The sequence below is a fragment of the Nocardioides oleivorans genome (assembly GCF_004137255.1).
GTDB lineage: Bacteria > Actinomycetota > Actinomycetes > Propionibacteriales > Nocardioidaceae > Nocardioides > Nocardioides oleivorans.
This window is the reverse complement of the sequence record NZ_SDWT01000001.1, coordinates 3,167,799-3,192,697: the sequence shown is the minus strand read 5'-3', so window position 1 is coordinate 3,192,697 and position 24,899 is coordinate 3,167,799. Positions and strand designations below refer to the sequence as shown.

Genomic DNA, 24,899 nt, shown 5'->3' with positions numbered 1-24,899 from the left:
CACCCGGAAGGGCGGTCGTCCTCGCTTTTCACAGGCCTGTTCGAAGGTGTCAGCCCTCGTCGTCGCCGAGGACGGAGCGCAGCCGCTTCGGAGCGGTGCCGCTGTCCACCGGAGCCTGGCTCTCGGCGCCCGTGGAGAGCGACTCGAGCTGCTGGGTGAAGTAGGTCTTGAGGCGGGAGCGGTACTCGCGCTCGAACTGGCGCAGCGTCTCCACGTCGCCGTTGAGCTTGTCGCGCTCCTTCTCCAGGTCCCCGAACATCTGCTGGCGACGCTCGGCGGTCTCGGAGTCGAGCATCTGCGAACGCTGGCGGGCGTCGGCCTCCATGCGGTCGGCCTTCGTCTTCGACTCGCCCTCGAGGCGCTCGGCCTTGGTGCGTGCGGCGCCGACGATGCGGTCGGCCTCGTTCTTGGCGTCCTCGACGAGCTCGTCGGCGTTGCGGGTCGCGATCTCGAGCAGGCGGGCAGCGGCGTTGGACGCGTCGGCCACGGTCGAGACACGGACGGTCTCCACGGGCGCCGGCGCGGCGGCGGCCACGGGGGCCGGGGCGGCTGCGACCGGCTCGGGCTCCGGCTCGGGCTCGGGCTCCGGCTCGGGCTCCGGGGTGACGGGGGCGAACGAGACGGGCGCGGAGGCCTGGGTCGAGGAGCCACCGGACTGCGCGGCCGACAGCTTGGACCGGAGGTCGTCGTTCTCCTTGGTGAGGCGGGCGAGCTCGGCCTCGACCTCGTCGAGGAACTGGTCCACCTCGCCCATGTCGTAACCCTCACGGAGTCGTACAGGCGTAAAACGCTTGTTGCTCACGTCCTCAGGCGTCAGCGGCATGACCTCACCCAAACTTTCACTCTTCGAATACAACGGTGGCTCTGCTGTCAGAAGACAATAGCGCCCGGAATGCCACGGGGCACAGTGACCCATGTGACGGATGGTTCAGAGCTGGAAGATGGTGCGCACCACGTTGAGCAGCAGCCATGCTGTCACCATCACCAGCAGGAAGCTCAGGTCGAGGGCGACCTGACCGATCCGCAGCGGCGGGATCACGCGGCGCAGGGCCACGATCGGCGGGTCGGTGGCTGAGTAGACGCCCTCGAGCGCCACGAGCAGCGGCCCCTTCGGCTCCCACTGCCGCGCGAAGACCTGGACCCAGTCCACGATGAACCGGATCCAGAGCAGCGCGATGAAGAAGAAGAGGATGTAGTAGAGCGTCAGACCGATGGCGAGCACGGTGTCAGTATCGGGGACGACTGGTCAGGACTGGTTGAAGAACCCGTCCTCGGCCATCCGCTCCTTGTCCTCGGCCGAGATCGCCACGTTGGGCGGGGAGAGCAGGAAGACCTTGTTGGTCACCCGCTCGATGGACCCACGGGTGGCGAAGATCAGGCCGGCGGCGAAGTCGACGAGGCGCTTGGCGTCGTTGTCGTCCATCTCGCTCAGGTTCATGATCACGGGCGTGCCGTCGCGGTAGTTCTCACCGACGAGACGCGCCTCGTTGTAGTTGCGGGGGTGAAGGGTGGTGATGCGGCTCAACTCGGCCACGACTCCCGTCTGGACCGAGGCCGGTCGGCGGCGCTCGGCAAGGTCGGACACAGGGGCAGGGCGACGCTCGCGCTGGACCGGACGCTGGTCGACAGCCTCCTGGGTCGAGGTCTCGGCGTCGCCGTCGTAGTCGTCGTAGTGGCCGGTGTCCTCGAGCAGGCCGAGGTACTCGCCGATCTTGCGCATCGCGCCGCTCATGAGACTGATCCTCTGCTAGACCTGACGCCCCGGACGGGACGCCTGTTGACTGTTGTGGACATTACTGGACCGCAGGCCTCGGACCGAGGACCGCGGAGCCGACACGCACGTGTGTCGCACCACGCGTGATCGCCGCCTCCAGGTCGCCGCTCATCCCGGCGGACAGCACGGTGGCTCCGGGGTGGTCGGAGACGAACGACGCGTGGACGTCGGCGAGCCGGTCGAAGGCGGCCTCCGGAGCCTCGCCGAGGGGCGCGACGGCCATCAGGCCGCGCAGCCGGAGCATGCCCGCCTCCTCGACGGCGGCGGCGAGCTCGTCCAGCCCGGCCGGGTCGGCGCCGGCGCGGTGGTCGGCGCCGGGCGGGTCGAGGCTGACCTGGAGCAGGACGTCGACCTCGTGGCCGCGGCCGTGGGCGCCGCGCGACAGGGGGCCGACCAGCTTGGCGCGGTCGACGGACTCGACCACGTCGGCGTACGACGCCACGGCGCCGGCCTTGTTGGACTGGAGCCCACCGATGAAGTGCCACCGCAGGCCGAGGTCGGCGCACTCGGCGGACTTGGCCTCGGCCTCCTGGTGCCGGTTCTCCCCCACGTCGGTGACCCCGAGGGCCGCCAGGAGGCGCACGTCGGAGGCGGGGAAGAACTTCGTCACGACGACGAGGCGCACCTCGTCCGACGCGCGCCCGGCCTCGGCGCAGGCGGCGTCGATGCGACGGCGTACGGCATCGAGGTTGGCGGCGAGCTCGTCCGCCCGACTCGTCACGCGTGGCTCCAGATGACCCCGGCGAACCGGGTGGACGCGGCGCCGTCGCGGCGGTGCGAGGGCCAGGAGGCGTCCTCGCGCGTGCACACGTCGACCACACGGACGTCGGTGATGCCCGCAGCGGACAGCTGGGCGTGCACGCCCGCACCGAGGTCGAGGGCGGGGGTGCCCCACGAGGTGGTCGAGCGCGACTCCGGGACCAGTGCGGCCACGTCCTGCTGCATCTGCGCCGGGACCTCGTAGCACGCCCCGCAGACGTGCGGGCCGATCCACGCGATGCTCGGATCGGCACCCTGCTCGCGCAGCTCAGCGACCGTGGCGGGTACGACGCCCGCGGCCAGGCCGGGTCGACCCGCGTGCACCGCGGCGATCCAGCCCGTGGCCGGGTCGGCGAGGAGGACCGGCACGCAGTCGGCGGCACGCGCGAGGAGCGCCACGTCGGCGCGGGCCGTGACCATCGCGTCGCAGGACACCCGGCCGCTGGTCCGCGGGTCGTCGACGACGTCCACGTCGGCGCCGTGCACCTGGTGCATCAGCACGGGAGCCGCGCCGGTCGCAGCCGCGACCTGGCGCAGCGCCTCGGCCCGCGCCTCGGCCCCGGCAGCGTCGCCGAGGCTGAGGGAGAGGTCGGTGAAGGCGACCTCGATCACGAGGTCGCCTTCGATCCGGTCGCGGTGGTGGAGCAGCGTCACTTCAGGAAGTCGGGAACGTCGAGGTCGTCGTCGTCGAACTGCACCTGGCGGGCCGGGCGCGGTGCGCTCGGCGTGATCGGCTGCGCGGACTGGCTGGGCTGCGCAGCCGGGGTCGCCGCGGGCTCGGGAGCCTTCGTGGCGATCTGCTGGGCGGCGGCGCGGGTCTGCTCCTGCGTCTGCGCGGGCGGCGTCGTACGACCCAGCACGTTGCCGTCGGAGCGGCGCTTGGGCATGCCGCCGTCGAAGCCGGCCGCGATCACGGTGACCCGGACCTCGTCGCCGAGGGCGTCGTCGATCGTGGCGCCGAAGATGATGTTGGCCTCGGCGTGGGCGGACTGCGACACCAGGGCGGCGGCCTCGTTGATCTCGAACAGGCCGAGGTCGGAGCCACCGGCGATCGAGAGCAGCACGCCGTGCGCGCCCTCGATGCTGGCCTCGAGCAGCGGGCTCGAGACCGCCATCTCGGCGGCGGCGACCGCGCGGTCCTCGCCGCGGGCCGAGCCGATGCCCATCAGGGCCGAGCCGGCGTTGGCCATCACGGACTTCACGTCGGCGAAGTCGAGGTTGATCAGGCCGGGCGTGGTGATGAGGTCGGTGATGCCCGAGACGCCCTGGAGCAGCACCTGGTCGGCCTGCTTGAAGGCGTCGAGGATCGACACGTTGCGGTCGGAGATCGACAGCAGCCGGTCGTTGGGGATCACGATGAGGGTGTCGACCTCCTCGCGGAGCTGGCTGATGCCCTCCTCCGCGGAGTTGGCGCGACGGCGGCCCTCGAAGGCGAACGGGCGGGTGACGACACCGATCGTCAGTGCACCGAGCGAACGGGCGATGCGGGCCACGACGGGCGCGCCGCCCGTGCCGGTGCCGCCGCCCTCGCCGGCCGTCACGAACACCATGTCGGCGCCCTTGATGACCTCTTCGATCTCGTCGGCGTGGTCGTCGGCGGCCTTGGCCCCGACGTCGGGGTTGGCGCCGGCACCGAGGCCGCGGGTGAGCTCGCGGCCGATGTCGAGCTTGACGTCGGCGTCGCTCATGAGGAGTGCCTGGGCGTCGGTGTTGATCGCGATGAACTCGACGCCCTTGAGGCCGACCTCGATCATCCGGTTGACGGCGTTGACGCCGCCACCACCGATGCCCACGACCTTGATGATCGCCAGGTAGTTCTGCGCTGCTGCCACGGCTCGGGGCCTTTCGATTCTGGGACGGCTGGTGCGAGTACTGGGGAAGGGTGAGGAGGTCGATCGACCGGTGCCCTCGGCAACCGTGAACCCTAACGGTGAACCTGAGGGTTATAGTTATGTCAACCTCGCCTTTCGCTAGAGGTTAGGAGCCGGGCAGCACGAAACGCCGCCGGACACGCCCACCACGCGCGTGTCGGCAAAGAAATTCCGGCTCAGCCGCCGCTGGTGGTCGGGTTGCCGGGGACGCTGACGTCGTACACCTGCGCCTGGACGGCGGCGAGCAGCCCGTCGAGGACCTCGGCCTTGGTGGCGGAGTCCTCCGCGCTCCCCCACATCACCTGGCGCTGGTCGCGCAGGACGAGGGTGATCTGGTCGACCGTGGCGACCTCGACGTGGTCGACACGTGCGGCGAGGTCCTTCGGCAGTGCCGAGACGACGGTCGCGGCCTCCTTCAGCGCGTCGGTGCCGGCCGCGGCGCCCGGCCGGATGCGCGGCATCCCCTTCGGCGCGGCCTTGTAGTCGCGGAACACGACGCCGTCGGCGTCGAGCCCGCGCAGCCGACCGGCGAGCTCGACCACCGCGACAGGTGTGCGCTCGACGACCGCGACGCGCACGCCGTCGGGCCAGGAGCGGGTGACGTCGACCGACTTCACCTCGGCCAGCGCGCCGACCCGCGCCGAGGCGCGCGCCAGGTCGACGAGGGCGAGCTGCTCGCCGAGCGGGACGTCGGCGATCTCGCGGACCCGCGCGTCGCTGACCAGCGAGTTGCCGGTGACCTGGACCTTCTTCACCTGCAGCGCGGTCGAGAAGAACACCAGGTAGACGGCCGTGCCGATGAGGGCCACGACGAGCACCAGGGCCAGGACGTAGCGCAGCGACAGCCAGCGTCGCGCCCACTGGCGCCGGGCGAAGCGCCTGCGGGTGCGCTTCTCGGTGCGCTGCTGCTTCGCGTCGGGCCGTGCGGGCTGGTCGGTCCGGACCTCTCCGGTGCGCTGGTCCACTCAGGCGCTCCCGAGCAGCGCGAGCACCTGCGGACCGACGGTGGTGATGTCGCCGGCGCCGAGGGTGATGACGAGGTCGCCCGGGCGCGCCCGGGCGGCGAGCTCGCGGGCCGCGGCGGGCAGCCCGCCGACGTAGGCCACCTGCTCCGGCGCGAGGGGTACGGCGTCGGCGACGAGGCGGCCGGTCACGGCGGGGTCGGGATCCTCGCGGGCGACGTAGACGTCCAGCACGACCACCTCGTCGGCCGCGCCGAGGGCGACGCCCATGGCCTCACCGAAGATGCGGGTGCGCGAGACCAGGTGCGGCTGGAAGGCCGCGACGACCCGGCCCTCGCCGGCGAGCGCGCGGGCGGCCTCGAGGTCCCCGCGGATCTCCACCGGGTGGTGCGCGTAGGAGTCGTAGACGCGGATGCCGTCGACCTCGCCCTTGAGCTCCATCCGGCGGCCGGTGCCGGTGAACGCACCGAGGCCGTCGACGAGGGCGTCGAACGCGCAGCCCAGCCGCAGGCCGGTCGCCAGTGCGGCGACGGCGTCGAGGACGTAGTGGCGACCGGGGATCCGCAGCCGCACCTCGCCGAGGTCGGTGCCGGAGCGCGAGACCCGGCAGGTGGACGTGGAGCCGGCGAGCGCGAGGTCGTGGATCCGCAGGTCCGCATCGGCGGACTCCCCCACCGTCACCACGTCGAGGCCGGAGTCGCGGGCGAACCGCGCGAGGTCGGCGGCTCCGAGATCGTCGAGGACGCAGACCAGGAAGCCGTCGCGGTCGATCGAGTCGACGAACTCCTCGAAGGCGCGGTGGTAGGCCTCCTCCGTGCCCCAGTTGTCGAGGTGGTCGGCCTCGACGTTCGTGACGATCGCGGCGTGCGGGCGGTAGTGGAGGAAGGCGCCGTCGCTCTCGTCGGCCTCGGCGACGAAGAGGTCGTCGCTGCCCGCGTCGGCGTTGCGGCCGGTGGCGCTCAGCACTCCCCCGACGGCGTACGACGGATCCCGGCCGGCCGCGAGCAGCGCCGAGGTGAGCAGCCCGGTGGTCGTCGTCTTGCCGTGCGTGCCGGCCACGGCGAGGACACGTGAGCCGGCCATCACCGCGGCCAGCCCGGCCGAGCGCGGCAGGATCCGCAGGCCACGGCGCCGCGCCTCGAGCACCTCGGGGTTGTCCTCGCTGGCGGCCGTGGTCACGACGAGCGTGTCCGCGGCGGCCACGTGGTCGGCGTCGTAGCCGAGGTGGCAGGTCACGCCGAGCTCGCGCAGGGCGGGCAGGAACGGGGTGTCGTGGTCGTCGCTGCCGCTGACCTCGACACCCTGCTGCGCCATGATCCGCGCGATGGCGGAGATCCCGGCCCCACCGATGCCCACGCAGTGGACACGGCCGAGCCGGTCGGCGGGCAGGATCTCGTCGGGCACCGGGATCCTCATGCCGAGCCCTCCTGCCCGGCGTCCAGGATCATCCGGGCGAGCTTCTCGTCGGCGTCGAGCGGGATGACGCCCCGCGCGGCGGCGCCCATCTCGGAGAGCCTCCGGGCGTCGGTGAGCAGGCCCGGCACCGTGGCCTCGACCCACTCCGGCGTCAGCGCCCCGTCGGCGACCAGCAGTCCGCCGCCGGCGTCGATCACGGGCCGGGCGTTGAGCGACTGCTCGCCGTTGCCGATCGGCAGCGGGACGTAGATCGCGGGCAGGCCGACGCCGGACACCTCGGTGACCGTGTTGCTGCCGGAGCGGCAGAGGACGGCGTCGGCGGCGGCGTAGGCCAGGTCCATCCGGTCGACGAAGTTGAGCACGACGTAGGGCACCTCGCCCGACGGCACGTCGAGCTCGTGCCGTGGTCCGACGATGTGGAGGACCTGCACGCCGGCGGCGGCCAGGGCGGAAGCGGCGCCGGAGACGGCGGCGTTGATCCGGGCGGCGCCCTGCGACCCGCCGGTCACCATCAACGTCGGCAGGTCGTCGCGGAGCCCGAAGGTGGCCAGCGCCTCCGCGCGCAGCGCCGAACGGTCCATGGTGGAGATGAGCCGCCGGACGGGCAGCCCGGTGAGGACGGCGTGGGCCAGCGCGGTGTCGGGGAAGCTGGTAGCGACGTGCGTGGTCATCCGCGCGCCGAGCTTGTTGGCCACGCCCGGGATCGCGTTGCCCTCGTGCACCACGATCGGCAGGCCGCGGCGGCGAGCGGCCAGGTAGGCCGGGACCGAGACGTAGCCGCCGAAGCCGACGACCACGTCGGGGCGCACCCGGTCGACGACCTCGAGGGCGGCGGAGCGGGCGGCGCGCAACCGGGTCGGCGTACGCAGCAGGTCGGGTCCGGGCCGGCGCGGCAGCGGCACCCGGGGCACGACCTCGAGCGGGAGCCCCGCCTCGGGGATCAACCGGGCCTCGAGCCCCTCACGGGTGCCGAGGCAGGTGATCTCGGTCGCCGGGTCGAGGCGACGCAGGGCGTCGGCCGTGGCGAGCAGGGGCGAGGTGTGGCCGGCGGAACCGCCGCCGGCGAGAAGGACGCGCATCGGGGCCGAATCTATCGAGTGGGCTATCGGGTGGAGGCGGACAGCCCGGCGGACCGGTTGCGCCGCCGTGCCGCCAGGGCTGCGGCGGCGTCGGGCTCGCGCCGGGCGAAGCCGATGACCAGGCCGAGCGCCACCAGCGAGGGCAGCAGCGCGGAGCCGCCGTAGGACACGATCGGCAGGGGGATGCCGATGACGGGCAGGACGGCGAGCACCATGCCGACGTTGATGATCATCTGCCCGAGGATCCAGACCACGATGCCGAAGGTGGTGTAGCGGACGAAGGGGTCCTCCGTGCTGAGGGCGACCCGGATGGCGGCGTAGGCGATGGTGAAGAACAGGCCGATGACCAGGAGCGTGCCGACTAGGCCCAGCTCCTCGCCGAGCACGGCGAAGATGAAGTCGGTGTGGGCCTCGGGCAGGTCGCCCCACTTCTGGGTGGAGGCCCCGATTCCCTGGCCGAACCAGCCGCCGCTCGAGAGCGCGTAGAGGCCGTGGGCCGGCTGCCAGCCCGCGTCGGTGAAGTCCTTGAACGGGTCGGTGAAGTTGGTGATGCGCTTGAGCCGCTCCGCGTTGGTCGCGGCGAGCGCCAGGGCGCCGGCGCCGAGGATCGACAGGCTCAGCACGAAGAGCCGCAGCGGGGCCCCGACGACCCAGAGCATGCCGAGCAGGATCGCGACGAGGACCAGCGCGGTGCCGAGGTCACGACCGACGAGGACGAGGCCGATGACGGCGAAGAGTCCCGGCACGACCGGCACCAGCAGGTGGTGGAGCTCGCGCAACCGGCGCTCCTTGTGGGCGTAGATGTTGGCCGCCCACAGCACGATGGCGAGCTTGGCGACCTCGGCGGGCTGCATGGTGAACGGGCCGATCGCCAGCCAGTTCTTGTTGCCGTTGATGAGCACGCCGAAGCGCGCGACGAGCGCCAGCAGGACGAGCGCGAAGAGGAAGCCGGGGTAGGCCAGGCGCCGGATGTGCCTGATCGGCAGCCGCGAGGCGACCCATGCGCACGGCAGGCCGATCACGACCCACAGCAGCTGGCGCTTCACGACGGCGTAGGAGTCGCCGGTGCTGACGTAGGAGCGGACGCTCGAGGCGCTCAGCACCATGATCAGGCCGATGGTCAGCAGCAGGGCGGACGCCCCGAGGAGCAGGTAGTAGGAGGCGAGCGGCTTGTCGAGCGCCTCGCGCACCGAGCGCCAGCCGGCGACGACCCCGGAGCCGAGCGGTGCCCGGACCTTGGCCGAGACCTCGGGTGTCGTGGCGACCACGCTGCCGGGGACGACCTGGGTGTCGCCGGGGTTCACGATGGTCATCGGTCCCCTTCGGTCGTGGTCGGGCGCTGCTCAGGTCTGGCGGGCGATCCTGCGGTGGACGGCCGCTGCGAACGCGTCGCCGCGGGCGCCGTAGTGGGTGAACATGTCCATGGACGCGCATCCCGGCGCCAGCAGCACGGTGTCCCCGGACCTGGCGAGCCCGGCGGCAGCGTCGACGACCCGCTCCATGGGGTCACCAGTCTGGTCGTCTCCCACATCGATGACCGGCACATCGGGCGCGTGTCGCGAAAGTGCGTCGGCGACGACCTGCCGGTCGCGCCCCAGCAGCACGACGCCGCGTAGCCGGTCGCGGACGGCGACCACGAGGTCGTCGAAGCGCGCCCCCTTCGCGAGCCCGCCGGCGACCCAGACGACCGGCTCGAAGGCGGCCAGCGAGGACTGTGCCGCGTGCGGGTTGGTGGCCTTGGAGTCGTCGACCCACGTGACGCCGTCGGCCTCGGCCACGTGCGCGATCCGGTGCCCGTCGGGCCGGAAGGCGCGCAGCCCGTCGCGGACGGCCTGCTGGCTCACGCCGTGGGCCCGCGCGAGCGCGGCGGCGGCCAGTGCGTTGGCCACGAAGTGCGGGGCCGGCGAGGCGAGGTCGGCCAGCGTGCACAGCTCGGCGGCGCTGGAGGCGCGTTCCTCGATGAAGGCACGGTCGACGAGCAGGTCCTCGACCAGCCCGACGTCGCCCGAGGACGGCGTACCGAGGGTGAAGCCGACCGCCCGCGCGCCCTCGAGGACGTCGGCCTCGCGGACCATCTCCTGGGTCGCGGGGTCGGCCAGGTTGTAGACGCAGGCGCGCTGGACGCGCTCGTAGATCCGGGCCTTGTCGGCGGCGTAGTCGCGCATGCCGTCGGGACCGTCGTACCAGTCGAGGTGGTCCTCGGCGAGGTTGAGCACCGCGGCCGCCTCCGCGGACATCGAGTGCGTGTAGTGCAGCTGGAAGCTGGAGAGCTCGACCGCGAGCACGTCGTAGGGCTCGGGGTCCATCACGGCCTCGACGATCGGCAGGCCGACGTTGCCGACCGCGACGGCGCGCAGCCCGGCGGCGCGCAGGATCGACTCGAGCATCTGGACCGTCGTGGTCTTGCCGTTCGTGCCGGTCACCGCGAGCCACGGCGCCGCCGTCACGGGATCACGCAGGCGCCACGCGAGCTCCACCTCGCCCCACACCGGGACGCCACGCTCGCTCGCCTGCGCGAGGAGCGGTGCGGTCGGCTTCCAGCCGGGAGAGGTGACGACGAGGTCGACCTCGTCGGGCAGGACCGCGGTCGCGCCCGGCTCGAGGCGGACGGTCGCACCGAGGGTCTCGAGGAGCTGGGCCTTCTCGGCCTTCTCCTCGCTGGAGGACTCGTCGAGCGCGGTGACCGTGGCGCCGAGGAAGAGCAGGTTGTCGGCGGCGGCGAAGCCGGAGACGCCGAAGCCGGCGACGACGACGCGGACGCCGGACCAGTCGCTCGTGCGACCGAGGGAGTCGGTGCGGGAGTCGGTGGGGTCGCTCATCCGATGCCGGCGACCCACTCGGCGTAGAAGATGCCGATGCCCGTCGCGACCGCGAGGCCGGTGATGATCCAGAAGCGGATCACGATGGTGACCTGCTCCCAGCCGATCATTTCGAAGTGGTGGTGCAGCGGCGTCATCCGGAAGACCCGGTGACCCGGCTGCACCTTGAAGATGCTCCGGAAGAGCCCGCTCGCGCGGCTGATCTTGAAGACCGACACCTGGATGATCACCGAGACGGTGATGGCCACGAAGAGGCCGCCGATGATCACCAGCAGCAGCTCGGTGCGGGTCATGATCGCGAAGCCGGCCATCGCCGCGCCGAGGGCGAGGGAGCCGGTGTCGCCCATGTAGATCTGCGCGGGCGAGGCGTTCCACCAGAGGAAGCCGAAGCAGGCGCCGGTGATCGCGGCCGCGACCACGGCGAGGTCGAGCGGGTCGCGCACCTCGTAGCACTTGGGCCCGGCCTCGAGGGCGCACGACTGGCTGTTCTGCCAGATGTTGACCAGCGTGTAGGCGGCGAAGACGAGGATCGAGCAGCCGGCGGCCAGTCCGTCGAGCCCGTCGGCGAGGTTCACCGCGTTGCTCGCACCGGTGACGATCAGCCAGATGAGCAGGATCGCGAGCACCATCGGCAGCGCGAAGCCCTCGTGGTCGCGGATGAAGGAGATGTGGTTGGACGCCGGGCGCCAGCCGCGCTCGTCCTCCAGGACCGGGGACAGGGCGAGGACGCCGAAGACGAGCCCCACCACCGTCTGCCCGATCATCTTGGCGCGGCTGCGCAGGCCGAGGTTGTGCTGGCGGCTCACCTTGAGGAAGTCGTCGAGGAACCCGACCGCACCGATCCCCACGAGGAGGAAGAGCAGCAGCAGCGCGGACGCCGTCGGCGCCGAGCCGGTGATCACCTTGGCGGCGAAGTAGCCGACCACCGTCGCGATGATGATCACCGCGCCGCCCATGGTCGGCGTCCCGCGCTTCACGTGGTGCGAGGTGGGACCGTCGTCGCGGATCGGCTGCCCGAACCCCTGGCGGGTGAAGAAGCGGATCGCGTAGCGCGTGCCGAGCAGCGAGATCAGCAGGGAGAGTCCTCCTCCGAACAGGATGGCTCTCATCCGGTGCTTCTCCCTTCGTTGCCGCTCTCCGCGAGGAGGTCGTCGGCGATCAGTTCCAGTGCGGCCCCTCGTGATGCCTTCACCAGGACGACATCAGCAGCCGAGACATTCTGCCGCAGCCACTCGACTGCTTCGCCACGCCCCGCCGTGGGGATGGTCACTCCCCCACCTGCCTGCGACTGTTCGACGGCGGCGAAGCCGTCGGAGATCCCTCCGGCGCCGACGCTCACCAGCACGTCGACCCCGACCCGGGCGGCGTAGTCCCCGACGCCGCGGTGCGCCTCGGCGGATCCGTCGCCGAGCTCGCGCATCTCGCCGAGCACCGCGATGGTGCGCCGGCCGCTGCGCGCGCCGATGCCGCCGAGGGTCTCGAGGGCGGCCCGCACGGACTCGGGGTTGGCGTTGTAGGCGTCGTTGATGACCACCACGCCGTCGGCGCGCTCGGTGACCTCCATCCGCCAGCGGCTCGCGGGCACGACGTCGCCCAGGGTGTCGGCGACCGTGTCGAGGTCGAGCCCGGCGGCGAGCGCCATCGCCGCGGCGGCCGCGGCGTTGCGCCACTGGAAGGCACCGATCTGGGCCAGGTGCACCGTCGCGCCGGCACCGCGATGGGTGATCTCGAAGGACTGCCGGCCGATCTCGTCGGTGGTGACCTCGCTGACGACGACGTCGGTGGGACCTCCCGAGGTGCTGCCGAAGGTGGTGACGGCGGCCCGGGTGCGCGGTGCCATGGCGGCGACCAGGTCGTCGTCGGCGTTCAGCACGGCCGTCCCGTCGGCCGGCAGCGCCTCGACGATCTCGCCCTTGGCGCGTGCGATGGCCTCGCGGCTGCCGAACTCGCCGATGTGCGCGGTGCCGACGTTGAGCACGGCCGCGACGCGGGGCGGGGCGATCGCGCAGAGCTCGGCGATGTGCCCGACGCCGCGGGCGCCCATCTCGACGACGAGGTAGCGGGTCTCGGGCGTGGCACGCAGCACGGTCAGGGGCACGCCGAGCTCGTTGTTGAAGTTGCCCCGGGTGGCCACGGTCGGCGCGGCCTCCCCCAGCAGGTGGGCGAGGTAGTCCTTGGTCCCGGTCTTGCCCTGGGAGCCGGTCATGGCGAGCACGGTGACGTCGGGGAGCGCGTCGACCACGTGGCGCGCGAGCCGACCGAGCGCGCCGGTCACGTCGTCGACCACGACCGTGGGCAGCTCGGTGGTGCGACTGCCCAGGACCGCGACGGCGCCGGCCTCACCGGCGGCGGCGGCGAAGTCGTGACCGTCGACCCGCTCGCCGGAGATCGCGACGAAGAGCCCGCCGGCCTCCGGGGTGCGCGTGTCGAGGAACGCGCCGCCGGTGACGGTGGCGTCGCCGTGGGCCACTCCCCCGACGACGTCGGCGATCTCGGCCAGCGTCATCTCGATCACGACGTGCTCCCCTCGGCCCGGGCGCCGGTCGCGGCACCGATCTCCTCCGCTGCCACCACCCGGTCGTCGAAGGGGTGCACGACGTCGCCGACCGTCTGGCCGGTCTCGTGACCCTTGCCGGCGATCAGCACGACGTCGCCGGTGCGCGCTCGTCGTACGGCCTCACGGATCGCGAGCCGCCGGTCGCCCACCTCGAGCACCTCCGCGGCGCCCTGCGCCCCCGCGAGGACGGCGGCGCGGATCGACGCGGGGTCCTCCGTGCGCGGGTTGTCGTCGGTGACGACGACGACGTCCGCGAGCCGGGCCGCGATCTCCCCCATCACCGGGCGCTTGAGGGTGTCGCGGTCGCCGCCCGCTCCGACGACGACGACGAGCTGGCCGTCGGTGAGGGGGCGCAGCGTCGCGAGGACGGCCTCGAGGGCGTCGGGCTTGTGGGCGTAGTCGACGACGACGGAGAAGTCCTGGCCGCGGTCGACCTGCTCGAGACGACCGGGTACGCCGCCGACGCGCGCGATGCCGTCGGCGACCTGGTGCGGGTCGAGCCCGGCGAGCGCGGCCGAGGCGATGGCGGCGAGGGTGTTGGAGACGTTGAACTCCCCGGGGAGGTGGACCGCGGCCGCGACCTCGACGCCGGGCCCGGTCACGGTGAAGGTCGCGCCGCTCGGCGAGAGCACGACGTCGCTCGCGCGCCAGTCGGCGCCGGGGTCGCGGACGGAGTACGTCGACATCGGGATCGTGGCGACGTCGAGGAGCCGGCGGCCGAACTCGTCGTCGAGGTTGGTCAGGCCGACCCCCGCGCGCTCGGGGGTGAACAGGCTCGCCTTGGCCGAGAAGTAGTCGTCGAGGTCGTGATGGAAGTCGAGGTGGTCGCGCCCGAGGTTGAGGAAGGTGGCCACGTCGAAGACCACGCCGTCGACCCGGCCGAGCACGAGCGCGTGGCTGGAGACCTCCATCGCGCAGGTGTCGACGCCGCGCTCGCGCATCACGGCGAAGAGCCCGTGCAGGTCGGGCGCCTCGGGAGTGGTGAGCTGCGTCTTCACGTCCTCACCGGCGATGCGGGTGCCCACCGTGCCGATCACCGCCGAGGTGACGCCGGAGGCGGTCAGGCCCTGCTCGAGGATCCGGGTCGTGGTGGTCTTGCCCTGGGTGCCGGTGACGCCGATGACGCGCAGGTCGGTGGCCGGGTCGCGGTAGACGTGGGCGGCCAGCCGGCCGAGCACGCGGCGCGGCTCCGGCACGACGATCACGGGTGTCCCGGGCGGCAGCCGGTCGAGCCCGGTCGGGTCGGTCAGCACCACGACGGCGCCGGCGTCGAGCGCCTGGCCGGCGTAGTCGGCACCGTGGGCACGCGCGCCCGGCAGGGCGGCGTACAGGTCACCGGGGTGGATGCGTGCCGTGCTCAGCGAGATCCCGGAGACGGCGTAGGGCAGGTCGCCGTGGACGGACACGTCGGCGAGGCCGCCCAGCCAGTCGGCGAGGTCGGCTGCGGAGGTCGACGGGGCCTGCCGCGGCCGGGTCGCGCTCACTGCCTGGTCCACCGACCGAGGGTATCGACTCACCACTCGACGGGAAGACGCGACGGCTTGCCGCCGGTCGGAGCGACGCCGTAGCGGCCCAGGACGTAGCCCATGATCCGCGCGAAGACCGGTCCCGTGATCGAGCCGCCGCCGCCCTCGACCTTCGGGGCGTGGATCACGACGTAGACGGTGAAGCGCGGGTCGTCGGCCGGGGCGAACCCGCCGAAGGACACCGAGGTGCTGCCGTCGTAGACCCCGTCGACCACGCGCTGCGCGGTGCCGGTCTTGCCCGCCACGAGGTAGCCGGGCACCTGGGCGCCGGGGGCGACGCCGTCCTCGGGGTCGACCACCTTCTCCATCATCTTGGCGGTCGCCGTGGCGGCCTTCTTGCTGATGACGCGGCTGCGGGTGGCGGTGTCGGTGCCGACGGTGACCCCGTCGTCGGTGACGGCGGAGCCGGAGATGATGCTCGGCGAGACGCGGATGCCGCCGTTGGCGACGGTGTTGACCGCGGCAGCCATCTGCATCACGTTGACCGACAGCGACTGGCCGAAGGCGACGCGGTCCTTGGTCTGCGAGGTCATCGCCTCCCCGGCCGTGAGCAGCCCGGGCGACTCGCCGCGCACGCCGATGTTGGTGCGCTGGCCGAGGCCGAACTGCTTGAGGTAGGTGACGAGCTGCACCGGCGAGAACGCGTCGGCCGCCAGCACGGTGCCGATGTTGGACGACTTCGCGATGATCCCGGCCAGCGTCAGCCGGATGTCGCCGTGGTCGAACCAGTCGCCGATGACGCGGTCCTGGCGGGCCAGGCTGCCGGGCACCTTGAACTTCTGGCGGGGGAAGGCCTTGCCGGCGTCGATGAGGGACGAGGCGGTGAGCACCTTCTCCACCGAGCCCGGCTCGTAGGTGTCGTTCATGGCACGCGAGCCGAGGTCGTCCTCGTTCGCCTCGCCCGGCTCGTTGGCGTCGAAGGTCGGGTAGTCGGCCAGCGCGAGGGTCTCACCGGTGCGGGTGTCCAGCACCACGGCGGCGCCGCTCGCGGCCTGGTACTGCTCGACCGACTGCGCGAGCACCTTCTGGACGAACCACTGGAGGTCGCGGTCGATGGTCGTCGTCAGCGGCTTGCCGTTCTGGGCCGCCTTCACCGTGCTGTCGCGCAGCGGGATCCGCACGCCCTTGCTCGAGTTCGACTGCCAGGTGGCCTCGCCGTCGACGCCCGCGAGCTGCTTGTCGAAGGTCCGCTCGAACCCGCCGAGCGGCTCGTCGGTGCCCATGTAGCCGAGCAGGTTGGCCGCGACCTCACCGGCCGGGTAGTCGCGGATCGGGTCGTCCTCGAGCGAGACGCCCGTGAAGCCGGCGTTCTCGAGCTCCGCGAGGGTGTCGCTGGCCAGCGTGCTCGGCACCCGGCGGGCGACGTACTCGAACTTGCTGCCCTCCTTGCGGCCCTTCAGCGCGCCGAGCGCCTTGAAGTAGTCGATGGAGAGGCTGTCGGAGAGGATCCGGGCGATCTCGGGTGCGTCGTCGGCGGTCAGCGTCGGGTCGGCGACGACCATCTTGCCCTTGATCGAGTCGGCGAGGGGGACGCCGTTGCGGTCGAGGATGTCGCCGCGCTCGGCCGGCAGCGTCACCCGCGCCGAGCCCTCGGCGGCGGCCATGGCGGCGTACGAGCGGGGGTCCACGCCCTGCAGCTGCACGAGCCGTGCGCCGAAGAACGACAGGACGATCGCGATGAGGACGAACCCTGCTCGCAGGCGCAGCATCGGCGCGCCGCGGGAGGCGCCGCGCTTGGGGCGGGTGCTCGGCACTGGTCTCCTCGTCTCCTGGCCCCGCCGGGCCTGTCCCCGGCGGTCGCCTGTCGCTGAATCTAGGTGGGTCGGGCCGCGGATCCGCGCGACCGCGCCGTCACCGGTTGCGGTTCTTGCCCTGCTTGTTCTGGTTCTTGTTCTTCTGGTTCTTCTGGTTGCCCGCGGCGTCCGCCGTCGCGGACTGGTCCGTGGTCGTGTCGGTGGTCGTGTCGGTGGTCGTGTCGGTGGTGGGCGGGACGACGACGACCGTCGGGTCGGGCTGGAGCACCTTCGGCTTGACCGGGTCCGGCCCCTGGAGGCGGATCGCGTTCTCGCGGGTCGCCGGGGTGCGGACGCCGCTGGTCCTCCCGGTCTCGAGGTCGAGGAACACCGGGGCGGGCGGGATGACCATGCCCATCTGCTGGGCCGCCTCGGCCACCCGCTGCGGGTCGCGCAGCTGGTCGAGCTCCATGCGGAGGGTCTGCTCGCGCGCGGCCAGGGTGTCGGCCTCCCCCTCGAGGGAGGACGCGGCGAACGACGCCTGTTGCATCGAGGTGTTGAACAGGAGCAGCCCGACGATGCCGCCCACCAGCACCAGGCTGACCAGGGTCACGAACGGCACGCGCGGGGCGCGGGTGCGCACCCGGGGGACGACGGAGAGGCGCGCCTTGTCGACGGCCTCCTGGGCGATCCGGGTGACCCGGGTCCTGGTCTGCAGGGCGGGGCTGCTCATCGGTGGACTCCCTGGGGAAGGCGGGACGTGGACGGTGCTGCGGGGCGGACGCGCTCGACGGCACGCAGCCGGACGGACGCTGCTCGGGGGTTCTCGGCGATCTCGTGCTCGTCGGCCTGCTCGGCGCCGCGGGTGACCAGGCGCAGGGCCGGCTCGGCGCCGTCGGGGACGAACGGCAGGTCCGGCGGGACGTCGAGGCGGGTGGCCTCGGTGAAGGCGCGCTTGACCAGGCGGTCCTCGAGCGAGTGGTAGGACTCCACGACCACGCGCCCACCGACGCCGATGGCCTCGATCGCCTCCGGGATCGCGCGGCGCAGCACGTCGAGCTCGTCGTTGACCGCCATCCGGAGCGCCTGGAAGGTGCGCTTGGCCGGGTGGCCGCCCGTGCGCCGGGCCGGCGCCGGGATGGTCGCGTAGAGCAGCTCGACCAGCTCGCCGCTCGTCGTGAACGGCGTCGTCTCGCGACGGCGTACGACCTCGCGGGCGATCTTGCTGGCGAACTTCTCCTCGCCGTAGTCACGCAGGATCCGGGTGAGGTCCTGCGCCGAGGCGGTGTTGAGCAGGTCGGCGGCCGTCCGGCCCGTGGTCGGGTCCATCCGCATGTCGAGCGGCGCGTCCTCGGAGTAGGCGAAGCCGCGCTCGCGCACGTCGAGCTGCATGGAGGAGACGCCGAGGTCGAAGAAGATCGCGTCGACATGGTCGAGTCCGAGGCTGCCGATCACCTCGGGGATCTCGTCGTAGACCGCGTGCACCGCGGTGAAGCGGTCCCCGTGGGCGGCCAGGCGCTCGCGCGACATCCGGAGCGCCGTCGGGTCCCGGTCGATGCCGATGACCCGGGCCCCGGGGAGCCGCTCGAGGACGGCCTCGCTGTGGCCGCCGAGGCCGAGCGTGCAGTCGACGTACACCGAGCCGGGTGCCTCGAGGGCAGGCGCCAGCAGGGCGACGACCCGGTCGAGGAGCACCGGGGCGTGGCTGGGAGTCACCATGCTCAGCCCTGGCGGCCCAGGTGCGTCAGCACGAGCAGGCCGAGTGCCAGCGCCGAGGCGGTGGCGGCGGAGAAGACGACCAGGGTGAGCGCCTCGCGCGCCTGGTCGCGCACCCGGAGCGGCGGTGCCGCTGCGGTGCGTGCCAAGGGCTGGCTGGTGCTCATGGTCTCGACCCCACTGTTGGTGCTGCGTGCTGGCTGGCTGCTGGTCTGTCCTGCTGATCTGTCCTGCTGGCGGTGCGACTGACGCTCCCCGGTGCTCTCATGGGCCCCGGGGTGAGCCGCCGCACCAGGTCCCTGCCCGCTCCCTGCTGATGGGGTGGCCCTCTGGTGCCGGGGAAGTGCCCCAGATGGCCACGCGAGGGAGCGGGCTCGAGACCTGGTGATGCGGTCCGATGTCAGTTCTGCAGTTGTCGTGGTGCCGGTACTGGTGCTGGTCCTGCTCAGATCCCGGGGAAGACCTCGTCGCTGAGCTCGGAGAACTTCTGCTCCTGCTCCTCGGAGTAGGTCGCCCACGCCGTGGGGTCCCAGATCTCGATCCGGTTCATCGACCCGATGACCACGCACTCCTTGCGGAGCGACGCGTACTCCCGCAGCGGTGCCGGGATGTTGATCCGTCCCTGCTTGTCCGGCACCTCCTGGCTGGCGGCGGCGAACAGCATGCGGACGTAGTCACGGGTGCCCTTTTGCGTGACCGGCGCCTCGCGGAGCCGGTCGGTGAGCCTCCCGAAGTCCTCCAGCGACCAGACAGTGAGGCAGCGCTCCTGCCCCCTGGTCACCACGAGTCCCTCCGTCAGCTCGTCCCTGAACTTGGCGGGGAGGAAGAGGCGTCCCTTCTCGTCGAGCTTGGGCGTGTAGGTGCCGAAGAACATCCGGCACCCCCCTCGCTCGGCGGGAAAGTTCGACCCTGTCCCCCACTTCGCCCCACAGTACTCCACATCGCTCCACCGTCAACCAGATTCCGCGTGTCTCACGCGTGAATTTCGGCTGTTCCGCGCCGGCCGCGGCCGTACGCCGTCCCGGCTCGGGGCTAGGACGCCGACGCCCCGCTGAGCGTGGAAAGGGCTGATTCCACGCTCAGGAGGTCGTTTCCGCGTCCTCCGGGGAGCGCCGGTGGGGGAACCCGGGGCGCGGTGGTGGAGCGAAGTGGGGGAAGAGGTGGGGAAATGGGTGGGTGGCCCGTCGCTGGGGCGGTCTCCGGATATCCGGTGACCACCCCGCTTGTCGGCCGGGATCCAGGCCGACAAGCGGGAGTCCTGGGTGCAGAGGTCCCTCAGAACGGTCCGGTAACGGTCGCGATCGACCCCTCGGCCCGGGCTCGGGGAGCCGGGTATGTTGCGCGCACCACATACCGTGGTGCCGAGCGCCAGACTGGGACGACAGCAGTTCGACGAGGGGATGGGCGAGACGTGACGACTGGGCCAGCGGGTGGGACCTACGGGCAGGCGCCCGACCTGGACACCGTGCACCGGGTGACGAGCGCGGTCCGCCACAACATCGAGCGGGTGATCGCCGGCAAGCCCGACGTGGTCAACGCCGCGCTCGTGGTGCTGCTGGCCGAGGGTCACCTGCTCATCGAGGACGTCCCCGGTGTCGGCAAGACCCAGCTCAGCAAGTCGCTGGCCCGCAGCATCGACTGCTCGGTGGCGCGCATCCAGTTCACCCCGGACCTGCTGCCCAGCGACGTCACGGGCGTCTCCATCTTCAACCAGGACACCCGGCAGTTCGAGTTCCGCCCCGGCGGCATCTTCGCCAACATCGTGGTGGGCGACGAGATCAACCGCGCCTCCCCCAAGACCCAGTCCGCGCTCCTCGAGTGCATGGAGGAGCGCCAGGTCACCGTCGACAACGCGACCTACCAGCTCGAGAAGCCGTTCATGGTGATCGCGACGCAGAACCCGATCGAGATGGAGGGCACCTATGCCCTTCCCGAGGCGCAGCGCGACCGCTTCATGGCGCGCGTGTCCGTGGGCTACCCGGTCGAGTCGGCCGAGATCGCGATGCTCGAGGGCCACACCGCGCACAACCCGCTCGACGACCTCGAGCCCGTCACCGACGCCGGCGAGATCCGCAAGGTCATCGAGATCGTCGGCCGGGTGCACGTGTCCTCGGCCGTGCACCGCTACGCCGTCGCCCTGACCACGGCCACCCGCACGAGCGGCGACCTGCACCTCGGGGCGTCGCCGCGCGCGACGCTCCACCTGGTGCGCGCTGCCAAGGCGGTGGCCGCGACCCAGGGCCGCGACTACGTCCTGCCCGACGACATCCACGGGATCGCTGTCCCGGTGCTCGCGCACCGGCTGCTCCCCAACGTCGAGGCGACGATGAGCGGTCGCACGACGGGTTCGATCCTGTCCGGGATCGTCGAGTCGGTGCCGGTCCCCTCGGGTGCCGAGTCCAGCGGCCGTGCGTGAGGACCTGGCGTGCGTGAGGCACTCGCGTCCCTGACCGTCCGCGGACGGGCCTTCCTCGCCGCCGGCACCACCACGGTCGTCGCGGCGATCGTGGTCGGCCACTCCTCCGTCGTACGCATCGGGGTGCTGGTCGCGGCGCTGCCGCTGCTCACCGCGTGGTGGGTGGGGCGCTCGCGCTACCGCCTCGCGCTCGTGCGCACGGTGTCGCCGCAGCTGGTCGTCGCCGGCCAGCCGTCGACCGTCGAGCTGTCGGTGTCGAACGAGTCGCGTACGCCGACGGGCGTGCTGCTGCTCGAGGAGCGACTGCCGTACGTCCTGGGCACCCGCCCGCGCTTCGTGCTGGAGGGCCTCGGGCACGGCTGGCGCCGCCACGCGACCTACCAGGTGCGCTCGGAGCTGCGTGGCCAGTTCGAGATCGGACCGATGTCGGTGCGGGTCACCGACCCGTTCGGGCTGGTCGAGCTCGGCCGCACCTTCCACGCCACCTCGCGGCTGACCGTGACCCCGCGGACGGTCACCCTGCCGAACATCCCGCTGGGCGGTGCCTGGACCGGGTCGGGCGACAACCGGCCGCGCGCCTTCGCGACCGGCAGCGCGGAGGACGTCACCGTCCGTGAGTACCGCCGCGGGGACGACCTGCGACGTGTGCACTGGCGCAGCTCGGCACGCCTCGGTGAGCTGATGGTGCGTCGCGAGGAGCAGCCGTGGCAGTCGCGCGCCACCGTGTTCCTCGACAACCGCGGCACCTCGCACCGCGGCCAGGGTGCTGCGAGCTCCCTCGAGGGTGCGGTGTCGGCCGCCGCCTCGATCGCGGTGCACCTCGCCCACCACGGCTACACCGTCCGGCTCGTCACCGCGTCCGGCGACAGCCGCGAGACGCAGTGGCACTCGCAGACCGCCGAGGCGAGCACGGTCCCGCTGCTCGAGGCCCTCGCCGTCGTCCAGCTCGACCACTCCCCCGCCCCCGACACCCAGTGGCTCGCCGAGCCGGGCCACGGCGGTCTCACCGTCGGCGTGTTCGGTTCTCTGGCCGACTCGGACCTCCCGTTCCTGCGCCGGCTGCAGCACCACGCGTCGTCGAGCCTCGCCCTCGCGCTCGACGTGGACGCCTGGGCGCCGCACCTGCCGGTGCAGCCCGGCCGCGGCGCCGCGACCCACCTGACCGCGAGCGGCTGGCGCTCGGTGACGCTCGGCCCGCGCGACCGGCTCGACACCGCCTGGCAGGAGCTCGGGCTGATGGCCAGCCGGGCCACGGCGTCGGCGGGGGCGACGCGATGAGGTCGTCGATCGCGTCGTCCACCTGGAGCTCGCTCCCGCACCAGCTGCGCGTCGCCGGGATCGCCCTGCTCGCGGCGTGGACCACGGTCCTGTCGTGGCGGGTCCTCACCTCGGACTTCGCCGAGGTCGGCATCCCGCTCCTCCTGATCGGCGTCGTGCTGGCCGGCGGCGGTGCCGTGGCCCGTTGGAGCCGCCTGCCCGCAGTCGTGATCATCGCCGGCCAGCTCGTCGTCGGCGCCCTGCTCGTGCTCGGCACCGTCACCGGCTCACCGGTCCCGACGCCCGCCACCGTCGACTCGTTCGTGCTGGCCGTGCAGGACGCGTTCGAGACCTCGCGCAACTACGCCGCACCGGTGCAGGCCGGGGTCCCGCCGGTGCACCCGCTGCTGCTCATCGGCGGCGCGCTCGTGGTGTGGCTCGTCGACGTCCTCGCCTGCACCCTGCGCCGCGCACCGGTGGCCGGGCTCGCGCTGCTGGCGGCGTACACCCTCCCGGTCGCGGTGACCGGCGAGGCCGTGTCGTGGTGGCTCTTCATCGTCATCGCCGGCCTCTTCCTCACCACCGTCTTCCTCCAGCACAGCGACCACGTCTCCAGCTGGGGTCGCGCGCCCGATGGCGAGAAGGGCTCGTTCTCCGTGCGCACGGGCGCGATCGGCAACACCGCGCTCGCCCTGGGTGCCGCGGCGATCGCGCTGGCCGTCGTGGTCCCCGTCGCCGTTCCGACGATGAGCATGAGCGTCTTCGACGGCAACGGCCCGGGCACCCGCGAGGTCGAGGTCAAGGACCCGATGATCGACCTGCGCCGCGACCTGCAGCGCGGCCAGGACGTCCCCCTGCTCTGGGTCACCACGACCGGTCCGAAGCCGTCGTACTTCCGGATCTCGGTGCTCTCCCGCTTCAACGGCTCGTCGTGGACGCCGGGCGATCGCGAGATCCCCGAGACGCAGACCGCGACCGGGTTGATGCCGGCGCTCGACGGAGTCGCGCAGGACGTGCCGCGCAAGGAGTCCACCTACGACGTGCGCGTCGGCCCCGACTTCGCCTCGACGTGGCTGCCGACCACCGAGCAGGTCACCCAGATCTCGGCGGGCACCGACTGGCGCTTCGACGTGAACACCCGCGACTTCATCGGCGCCAACGACGACGTCACGACCGCCGACCGCACCTACGACTTCACCGGCGTCCAGCTCACCTACGACGCCGACTCCATGAACAGCGCGGTCTCCGGTGCGGGCTCGGTGGCCGGCATCTTCAGCGAGGTGCCGCCGTCGCTCAACAACGAGATCCGCCGGCTCGCCGCGAGCGTCACCGCCGATGCCCCCACCCGCTTCCAGAAGGCCCAGCTGCTGCAGCAGTGGTTCCGCCAGGACGGCGGGTTCCGCTACGACGTGAGCCAGGTCGAGTCCGCCGGCAACGGTGGTGCCGACCTGATGGCCTTCCTCAACGACCGGGTCGGCTACTGCGAGCAGTTCGCCGCGTCGATGGCGATCATGGCGCGCGTCATCGGCATCCCGAGCCGCGTGGCCGTGGGCTTCCTCGAGCCGGAGAAGTCCACCAACGGCTCGTGGGAGTTCTCCGCGCACGACCTCCACGCCTGGCCCGAGCTGTACTTCCCGGGCTCCGGCTGGGTGCGGTTCGAGCCGACGCCCGCCGACCGCGCCTCCGGCGTCCCCGGCTACACCTCGGCGGAGTTCGCGCCGATCACCGAGGAGCCCTCGCCCAGCGCGAGCCGCTCGACCGAGCTGCTGCCCGACCGCGGCGAGACCGCCGACCCCGCCGCCGAGTCGGCCACCGACGACACCAGCTCGATCCCGTGGGTGCCGGTGCTCGCCGGGCTCCTCGGACTCGTCGTGCTGGCGCTGCTGCTGATGACGCCGCGCCTCGTGCGCGGGGCCCGTCGGCGCCGGCGCCTCGGCGGCGACATCGAGGACCTCTGGGTCGAGCTGCGCGACGTCGCGCGCGACCTGGGTCACGCCTGGCCCACCGGGCGCTCACCGAGGCGGGCCGGCGAGTGGCTCGGACGCCTGCTCGCCACCCCGGTCGGGAGTGGCGAACGACCCGACCGTCCGCGTCGCGGGCGCGACCAGGCGCCCGAGGCCGCGGCCTCCCTCGACCGGCTCGTCCAAGCGCTCGAGCGCAGCCGCTACGCCCGCGACCCGGAGACCTTCACCGCTGACCGGTTCGCCGCCGACCTGGCTCTCGTGGAGGAGTCCCTCGCCGCCGGCGTCACGCCGCGCGAGGCACGACGCGCCGCGTGGTGGCCCGCCTCGGTCGTGGGGCGGCGTACGTCGTGGCGCCCCCGCGCGCGGTCGAGCCAGGCCGAGACCACCACCGACCACGAGTCGACCCGGACGGCCGACGAGCTCGTCGGCTGATCCGGTCGGGCGGGCGGCTTCCGGCTCCGGCTGTCGTCCGACCCGGCCGGGTCCGCTCAGTCGTCCGGACGTGCAACGAGCCCAGCCGATCCGGCCGGGCTCGTTCGTGGTGCGAGGGTGTGAAGCTCAGAGGCCGCGCTCGCGGCGGCGACGCCACCGCTCCTCCATGCGCTCCATGAAGGGGCTGCCCGACCGCTGGCGGGACGAGCGCCCCGGGCGGTGCTGGCGGCCACCGTCGACGACGCCGAGTCCGGACTTGCCGGAGGCGCGGACGGTGGGGTTCGCGTGACCCGGGTGACGGGCCGAGGTGAGGGCGAGGACCGCACCGCCGAGCATCACCACGAAGCCGAGGACACCGAGGACGGTCTGGAGGACGGTGCTCACGTCGATCAGCACTGCTGCGATCAGGAGGCCGATGCCCACGAGGAGGATGACGGCGCCGAGCACGACCCGACGGCGGGCGGCTCGCTGGAACGAGGTGCCACGCAGCGTGGAGGCCAGCTTCGGGTCCTCCTCGACGAGAGCGCGCTCCATCTGCTCGAGCAGTCGCAGTTCTTCCTCGGAGAGCTCCATCGTTCCTCCTCACCTCTCGAGCGCAAGTCTAGGCACGCTCCCGGG

22 protein-coding genes and 1 pseudogene are annotated in these 24,899 nt (G+C 72.4%); 3 read left to right on the top strand and 20 right to left on the bottom strand.

From position 1 onward, the window contains the following. Positions 1-49: 49 nt before the first annotated feature. The 19 genes and pseudogenes from EUA93_RS15270 to mraZ all read right to left on the bottom strand — a co-directional run bounded on the left by EUA93_RS15270 (position 50) and on the right by mraZ (position 19,086). A complete protein-coding gene (locus tag EUA93_RS15270; protein ID WP_129400908.1) occupies positions 50-823 on the bottom strand; it encodes a DivIVA domain-containing protein in 774 nt (257 codons plus the stop codon). 105 nt (positions 824-928) lie between these two features. Continuing rightward, positions 929-1,222, bottom strand: coding sequence for a YggT family protein (locus EUA93_RS15265; RefSeq protein ID WP_129400907.1), 294 nt, complete (start codon positions 1,220-1,222; stop codon positions 929-931). Positions 1,223-1,246: 24 nt separating this feature from the next. Next, the gene (locus tag EUA93_RS15260) at positions 1,247-1,732 is read right to left on the bottom strand and encodes a cell division protein SepF (protein WP_129400906.1); all 486 of its coding nucleotides are present in this window, start codon (positions 1,730-1,732) and stop codon (positions 1,247-1,249) included. Positions 1,733-1,793: 61 nt separating this feature from the next. Continuing rightward, a complete protein-coding gene (locus tag EUA93_RS15255; RefSeq protein WP_129400905.1) occupies positions 1,794-2,495 on the bottom strand; it encodes a YggS family pyridoxal phosphate-dependent enzyme in 702 nt (233 codons plus the stop codon). Then, complete coding sequence (locus EUA93_RS15250) at positions 2,492-3,187, bottom strand: purine nucleoside phosphorylase YfiH/LACC1 family protein (protein ID WP_129400904.1); 696 nt, start codon at positions 3,185-3,187, stop codon at positions 2,492-2,494. The genes EUA93_RS15255 and EUA93_RS15250 overlap by 4 nt, the downstream gene beginning before the upstream one ends. A 238-nt stretch (positions 3,188-3,425) precedes the next feature. After that, positions 3,426-4,365 (bottom strand): annotated as a pseudogene (gene ftsZ, locus EUA93_RS15245) (cell division protein FtsZ); the annotation flags it as partial. A gap of 215 nt (positions 4,366-4,580) precedes the next feature. Then, a complete protein-coding gene (locus EUA93_RS15240; RefSeq protein ID WP_129400902.1) occupies positions 4,581-5,369 on the bottom strand; it encodes a cell division protein FtsQ/DivIB in 789 nt (262 codons plus the stop codon). Next, positions 5,370-6,782: a UDP-N-acetylmuramate--L-alanine ligase gene (murC, locus tag EUA93_RS15235; protein WP_129400901.1), complete on the bottom strand. Its 1,413-nt coding sequence runs from the start codon at positions 6,780-6,782 to the stop codon at positions 5,370-5,372. Next, positions 6,779-7,861: an undecaprenyldiphospho-muramoylpentapeptide beta-N-acetylglucosaminyltransferase gene (gene murG, locus EUA93_RS15230; protein ID WP_129400900.1), complete on the bottom strand. Its 1,083-nt coding sequence runs from the start codon at positions 7,859-7,861 to the stop codon at positions 6,779-6,781. The genes murC and murG overlap by 4 nt, the downstream gene beginning before the upstream one ends. 23 nt (positions 7,862-7,884) lie before the next feature. After that, on the bottom strand, positions 7,885-9,174 hold the full coding sequence (gene ftsW / locus EUA93_RS15225; protein WP_129400899.1) for a putative lipid II flippase FtsW: 1,290 nt from the start codon (positions 9,172-9,174) through the stop codon (positions 7,885-7,887). 30 nt (positions 9,175-9,204) lie between these two features. Continuing rightward, on the bottom strand, positions 9,205-10,680 hold the full coding sequence (gene murD / locus EUA93_RS15220) for a UDP-N-acetylmuramoyl-L-alanine--D-glutamate ligase (protein WP_129400898.1): 1,476 nt from the start codon (positions 10,678-10,680) through the stop codon (positions 9,205-9,207). Continuing rightward, positions 10,677-11,789 (bottom strand): phospho-N-acetylmuramoyl-pentapeptide-transferase, encoded by a 1,113-nt coding sequence (gene mraY / locus EUA93_RS15215; RefSeq protein ID WP_129400897.1) that lies wholly within the window; start codon positions 11,787-11,789, stop codon positions 10,677-10,679. Before mraY ends, murD begins: the two co-directional genes overlap by 4 nt. Then, a complete protein-coding gene (locus EUA93_RS15210) occupies positions 11,786-13,186 on the bottom strand; it encodes a UDP-N-acetylmuramoyl-tripeptide--D-alanyl-D-alanine ligase (RefSeq protein ID WP_129401281.1) in 1,401 nt (466 codons plus the stop codon). Before EUA93_RS15210 ends, mraY begins: the two co-directional genes overlap by 4 nt. Before the next feature lie 5 nt (positions 13,187-13,191). Further along, positions 13,192-14,733 carry a UDP-N-acetylmuramoyl-L-alanyl-D-glutamate--2,6-diaminopimelate ligase gene (locus EUA93_RS15205; RefSeq protein ID WP_242497394.1) on the bottom strand — a complete coding sequence of 514 codons (1,542 nt, stop codon included), beginning with the start codon at positions 14,731-14,733 and terminating at the stop codon, positions 13,192-13,194. A 17-nt stretch (positions 14,734-14,750) separates the two neighbouring features. Then, on the bottom strand, positions 14,751-16,517 hold the full coding sequence (locus EUA93_RS15200) for a peptidoglycan D,D-transpeptidase FtsI family protein (protein ID WP_242497393.1): 1,767 nt from the start codon (positions 16,515-16,517) through the stop codon (positions 14,751-14,753). Positions 16,518-16,614: 97 nt separating this feature from the next. Continuing rightward, entirely contained in the window at positions 16,615-17,229 is a 615-nt protein-coding gene (gene ftsL / locus EUA93_RS15195; RefSeq protein WP_129400896.1) for a cell division protein FtsL, read from the bottom strand. Beyond that, positions 17,226-18,215, bottom strand: a complete 990-nt coding sequence (gene rsmH, locus EUA93_RS15190) for a 16S rRNA (cytosine(1402)-N(4))-methyltransferase RsmH (protein WP_129400895.1) — start codon at positions 18,213-18,215, stop codon at positions 17,226-17,228. The genes ftsL and rsmH overlap by 4 nt, the downstream gene beginning before the upstream one ends. A 2-nt stretch (positions 18,216-18,217) precedes the next feature. Next, positions 18,218-18,379: a hypothetical protein gene (locus EUA93_RS21635; RefSeq protein WP_165355172.1), complete on the bottom strand. Its 162-nt coding sequence runs from the start codon at positions 18,377-18,379 to the stop codon at positions 18,218-18,220. Positions 18,380-18,657: 278 nt separating this feature from the next. Further along, positions 18,658-19,086 (bottom strand): division/cell wall cluster transcriptional repressor MraZ, encoded by a 429-nt coding sequence (gene mraZ, locus EUA93_RS15185; protein ID WP_090971700.1) that lies wholly within the window; start codon positions 19,084-19,086, stop codon positions 18,658-18,660. A 537-nt stretch (positions 19,087-19,623) separates the two neighbouring features. Here mraZ and EUA93_RS15180 point away from each other — a divergent pair. Genes EUA93_RS15180 through EUA93_RS15170 form a run of 3 tightly spaced genes read left to right on the top strand, consistent with a single transcriptional unit; the run spans position 19,624 to position 24,281 of the window. Continuing rightward, the gene (locus EUA93_RS15180) at positions 19,624-20,628 is read left to right on the top strand and encodes an AAA family ATPase (protein WP_129400894.1); all 1,005 of its coding nucleotides are present in this window, start codon (positions 19,624-19,626) and stop codon (positions 20,626-20,628) included. A gap of 9 nt (positions 20,629-20,637) precedes the next feature. Next, positions 20,638-21,906: a DUF58 domain-containing protein gene (locus EUA93_RS15175; protein ID WP_129400893.1), complete on the top strand. Its 1,269-nt coding sequence runs from the start codon at positions 20,638-20,640 to the stop codon at positions 21,904-21,906. Beyond that, positions 21,903-24,281 (top strand): transglutaminase TgpA family protein, encoded by a 2,379-nt coding sequence (locus EUA93_RS15170; protein ID WP_129400892.1) that lies wholly within the window; start codon positions 21,903-21,905, stop codon positions 24,279-24,281. The genes EUA93_RS15175 and EUA93_RS15170 overlap by 4 nt, the downstream gene beginning before the upstream one ends. A gap of 126 nt (positions 24,282-24,407) precedes the next feature. Here EUA93_RS15170 and EUA93_RS15165 read toward each other — a convergent pair whose 3' ends face one another. Continuing rightward, complete coding sequence (locus EUA93_RS15165) at positions 24,408-24,854, bottom strand: DUF3040 domain-containing protein (RefSeq protein ID WP_129400891.1); 447 nt, start codon at positions 24,852-24,854, stop codon at positions 24,408-24,410. Positions 24,855-24,899: the final 45 nt, after the last annotated feature.

Coding starts and splice junctions, on each gene's coding strand:
- EUA93_RS15260 (WP_129400906.1), bottom strand. CDS start 1,732: ATGAGCGGCGCGATGCGCAAGATCGGCGAGTACCTCGGCCTGCTCGAG.
- murD (WP_129400898.1), bottom strand. CDS start 10,680: ATGAGCGACCCCACCGACTCCCGCACCGACTCCCTCGGTCGCACGAGC.
- murC (WP_129400901.1), bottom strand. CDS start 6,782: ATGAGGATCCCGGTGCCCGACGAGATCCTGCCCGCCGACCGGCTCGGC.
- mraZ (WP_090971700.1), bottom strand. CDS start 19,086: ATGTTCTTCGGCACCTACACGCCCAAGCTCGACGAGAAGGGACGCCTC.
- EUA93_RS21635 (WP_165355172.1), bottom strand. CDS start 18,379: ATGAGCACCAGCCAGCCCTTGGCACGCACCGCAGCGGCACCGCCGCTC.
- ftsL (WP_129400896.1), bottom strand. CDS start 17,229: ATGAGCAGCCCCGCCCTGCAGACCAGGACCCGGGTCACCCGGATCGCC.
- mraY (WP_129400897.1), bottom strand. CDS start 11,789: ATGAGAGCCATCCTGTTCGGAGGAGGACTCTCCCTGCTGATCTCGCTG.
- ftsW (WP_129400899.1), bottom strand. CDS start 9,174: ATGACCATCGTGAACCCCGGCGACACCCAGGTCGTCCCCGGCAGCGTG.
- EUA93_RS15170 (WP_129400892.1), top strand. CDS start 21,903: ATGAGGTCGTCGATCGCGTCGTCCACCTGGAGCTCGCTCCCGCACCAG.
- EUA93_RS15270 (WP_129400908.1), bottom strand. CDS start 823: ATGCCGCTGACGCCTGAGGACGTGAGCAACAAGCGTTTTACGCCTGTA.
- murG (WP_129400900.1), bottom strand. CDS start 7,861: ATGCGCGTCCTTCTCGCCGGCGGCGGTTCCGCCGGCCACACCTCGCCC.
- EUA93_RS15210 (WP_129401281.1), bottom strand. CDS start 13,186: ATGACGCTGGCCGAGATCGCCGACGTCGTCGGGGGAGTGGCCCACGGC.
- rsmH (WP_129400895.1), bottom strand. CDS start 18,215: ATGGTGACTCCCAGCCACGCCCCGGTGCTCCTCGACCGGGTCGTCGCC.
- EUA93_RS15165 (WP_129400891.1), bottom strand. CDS start 24,854: ATGGAGCTCTCCGAGGAAGAACTGCGACTGCTCGAGCAGATGGAGCGC.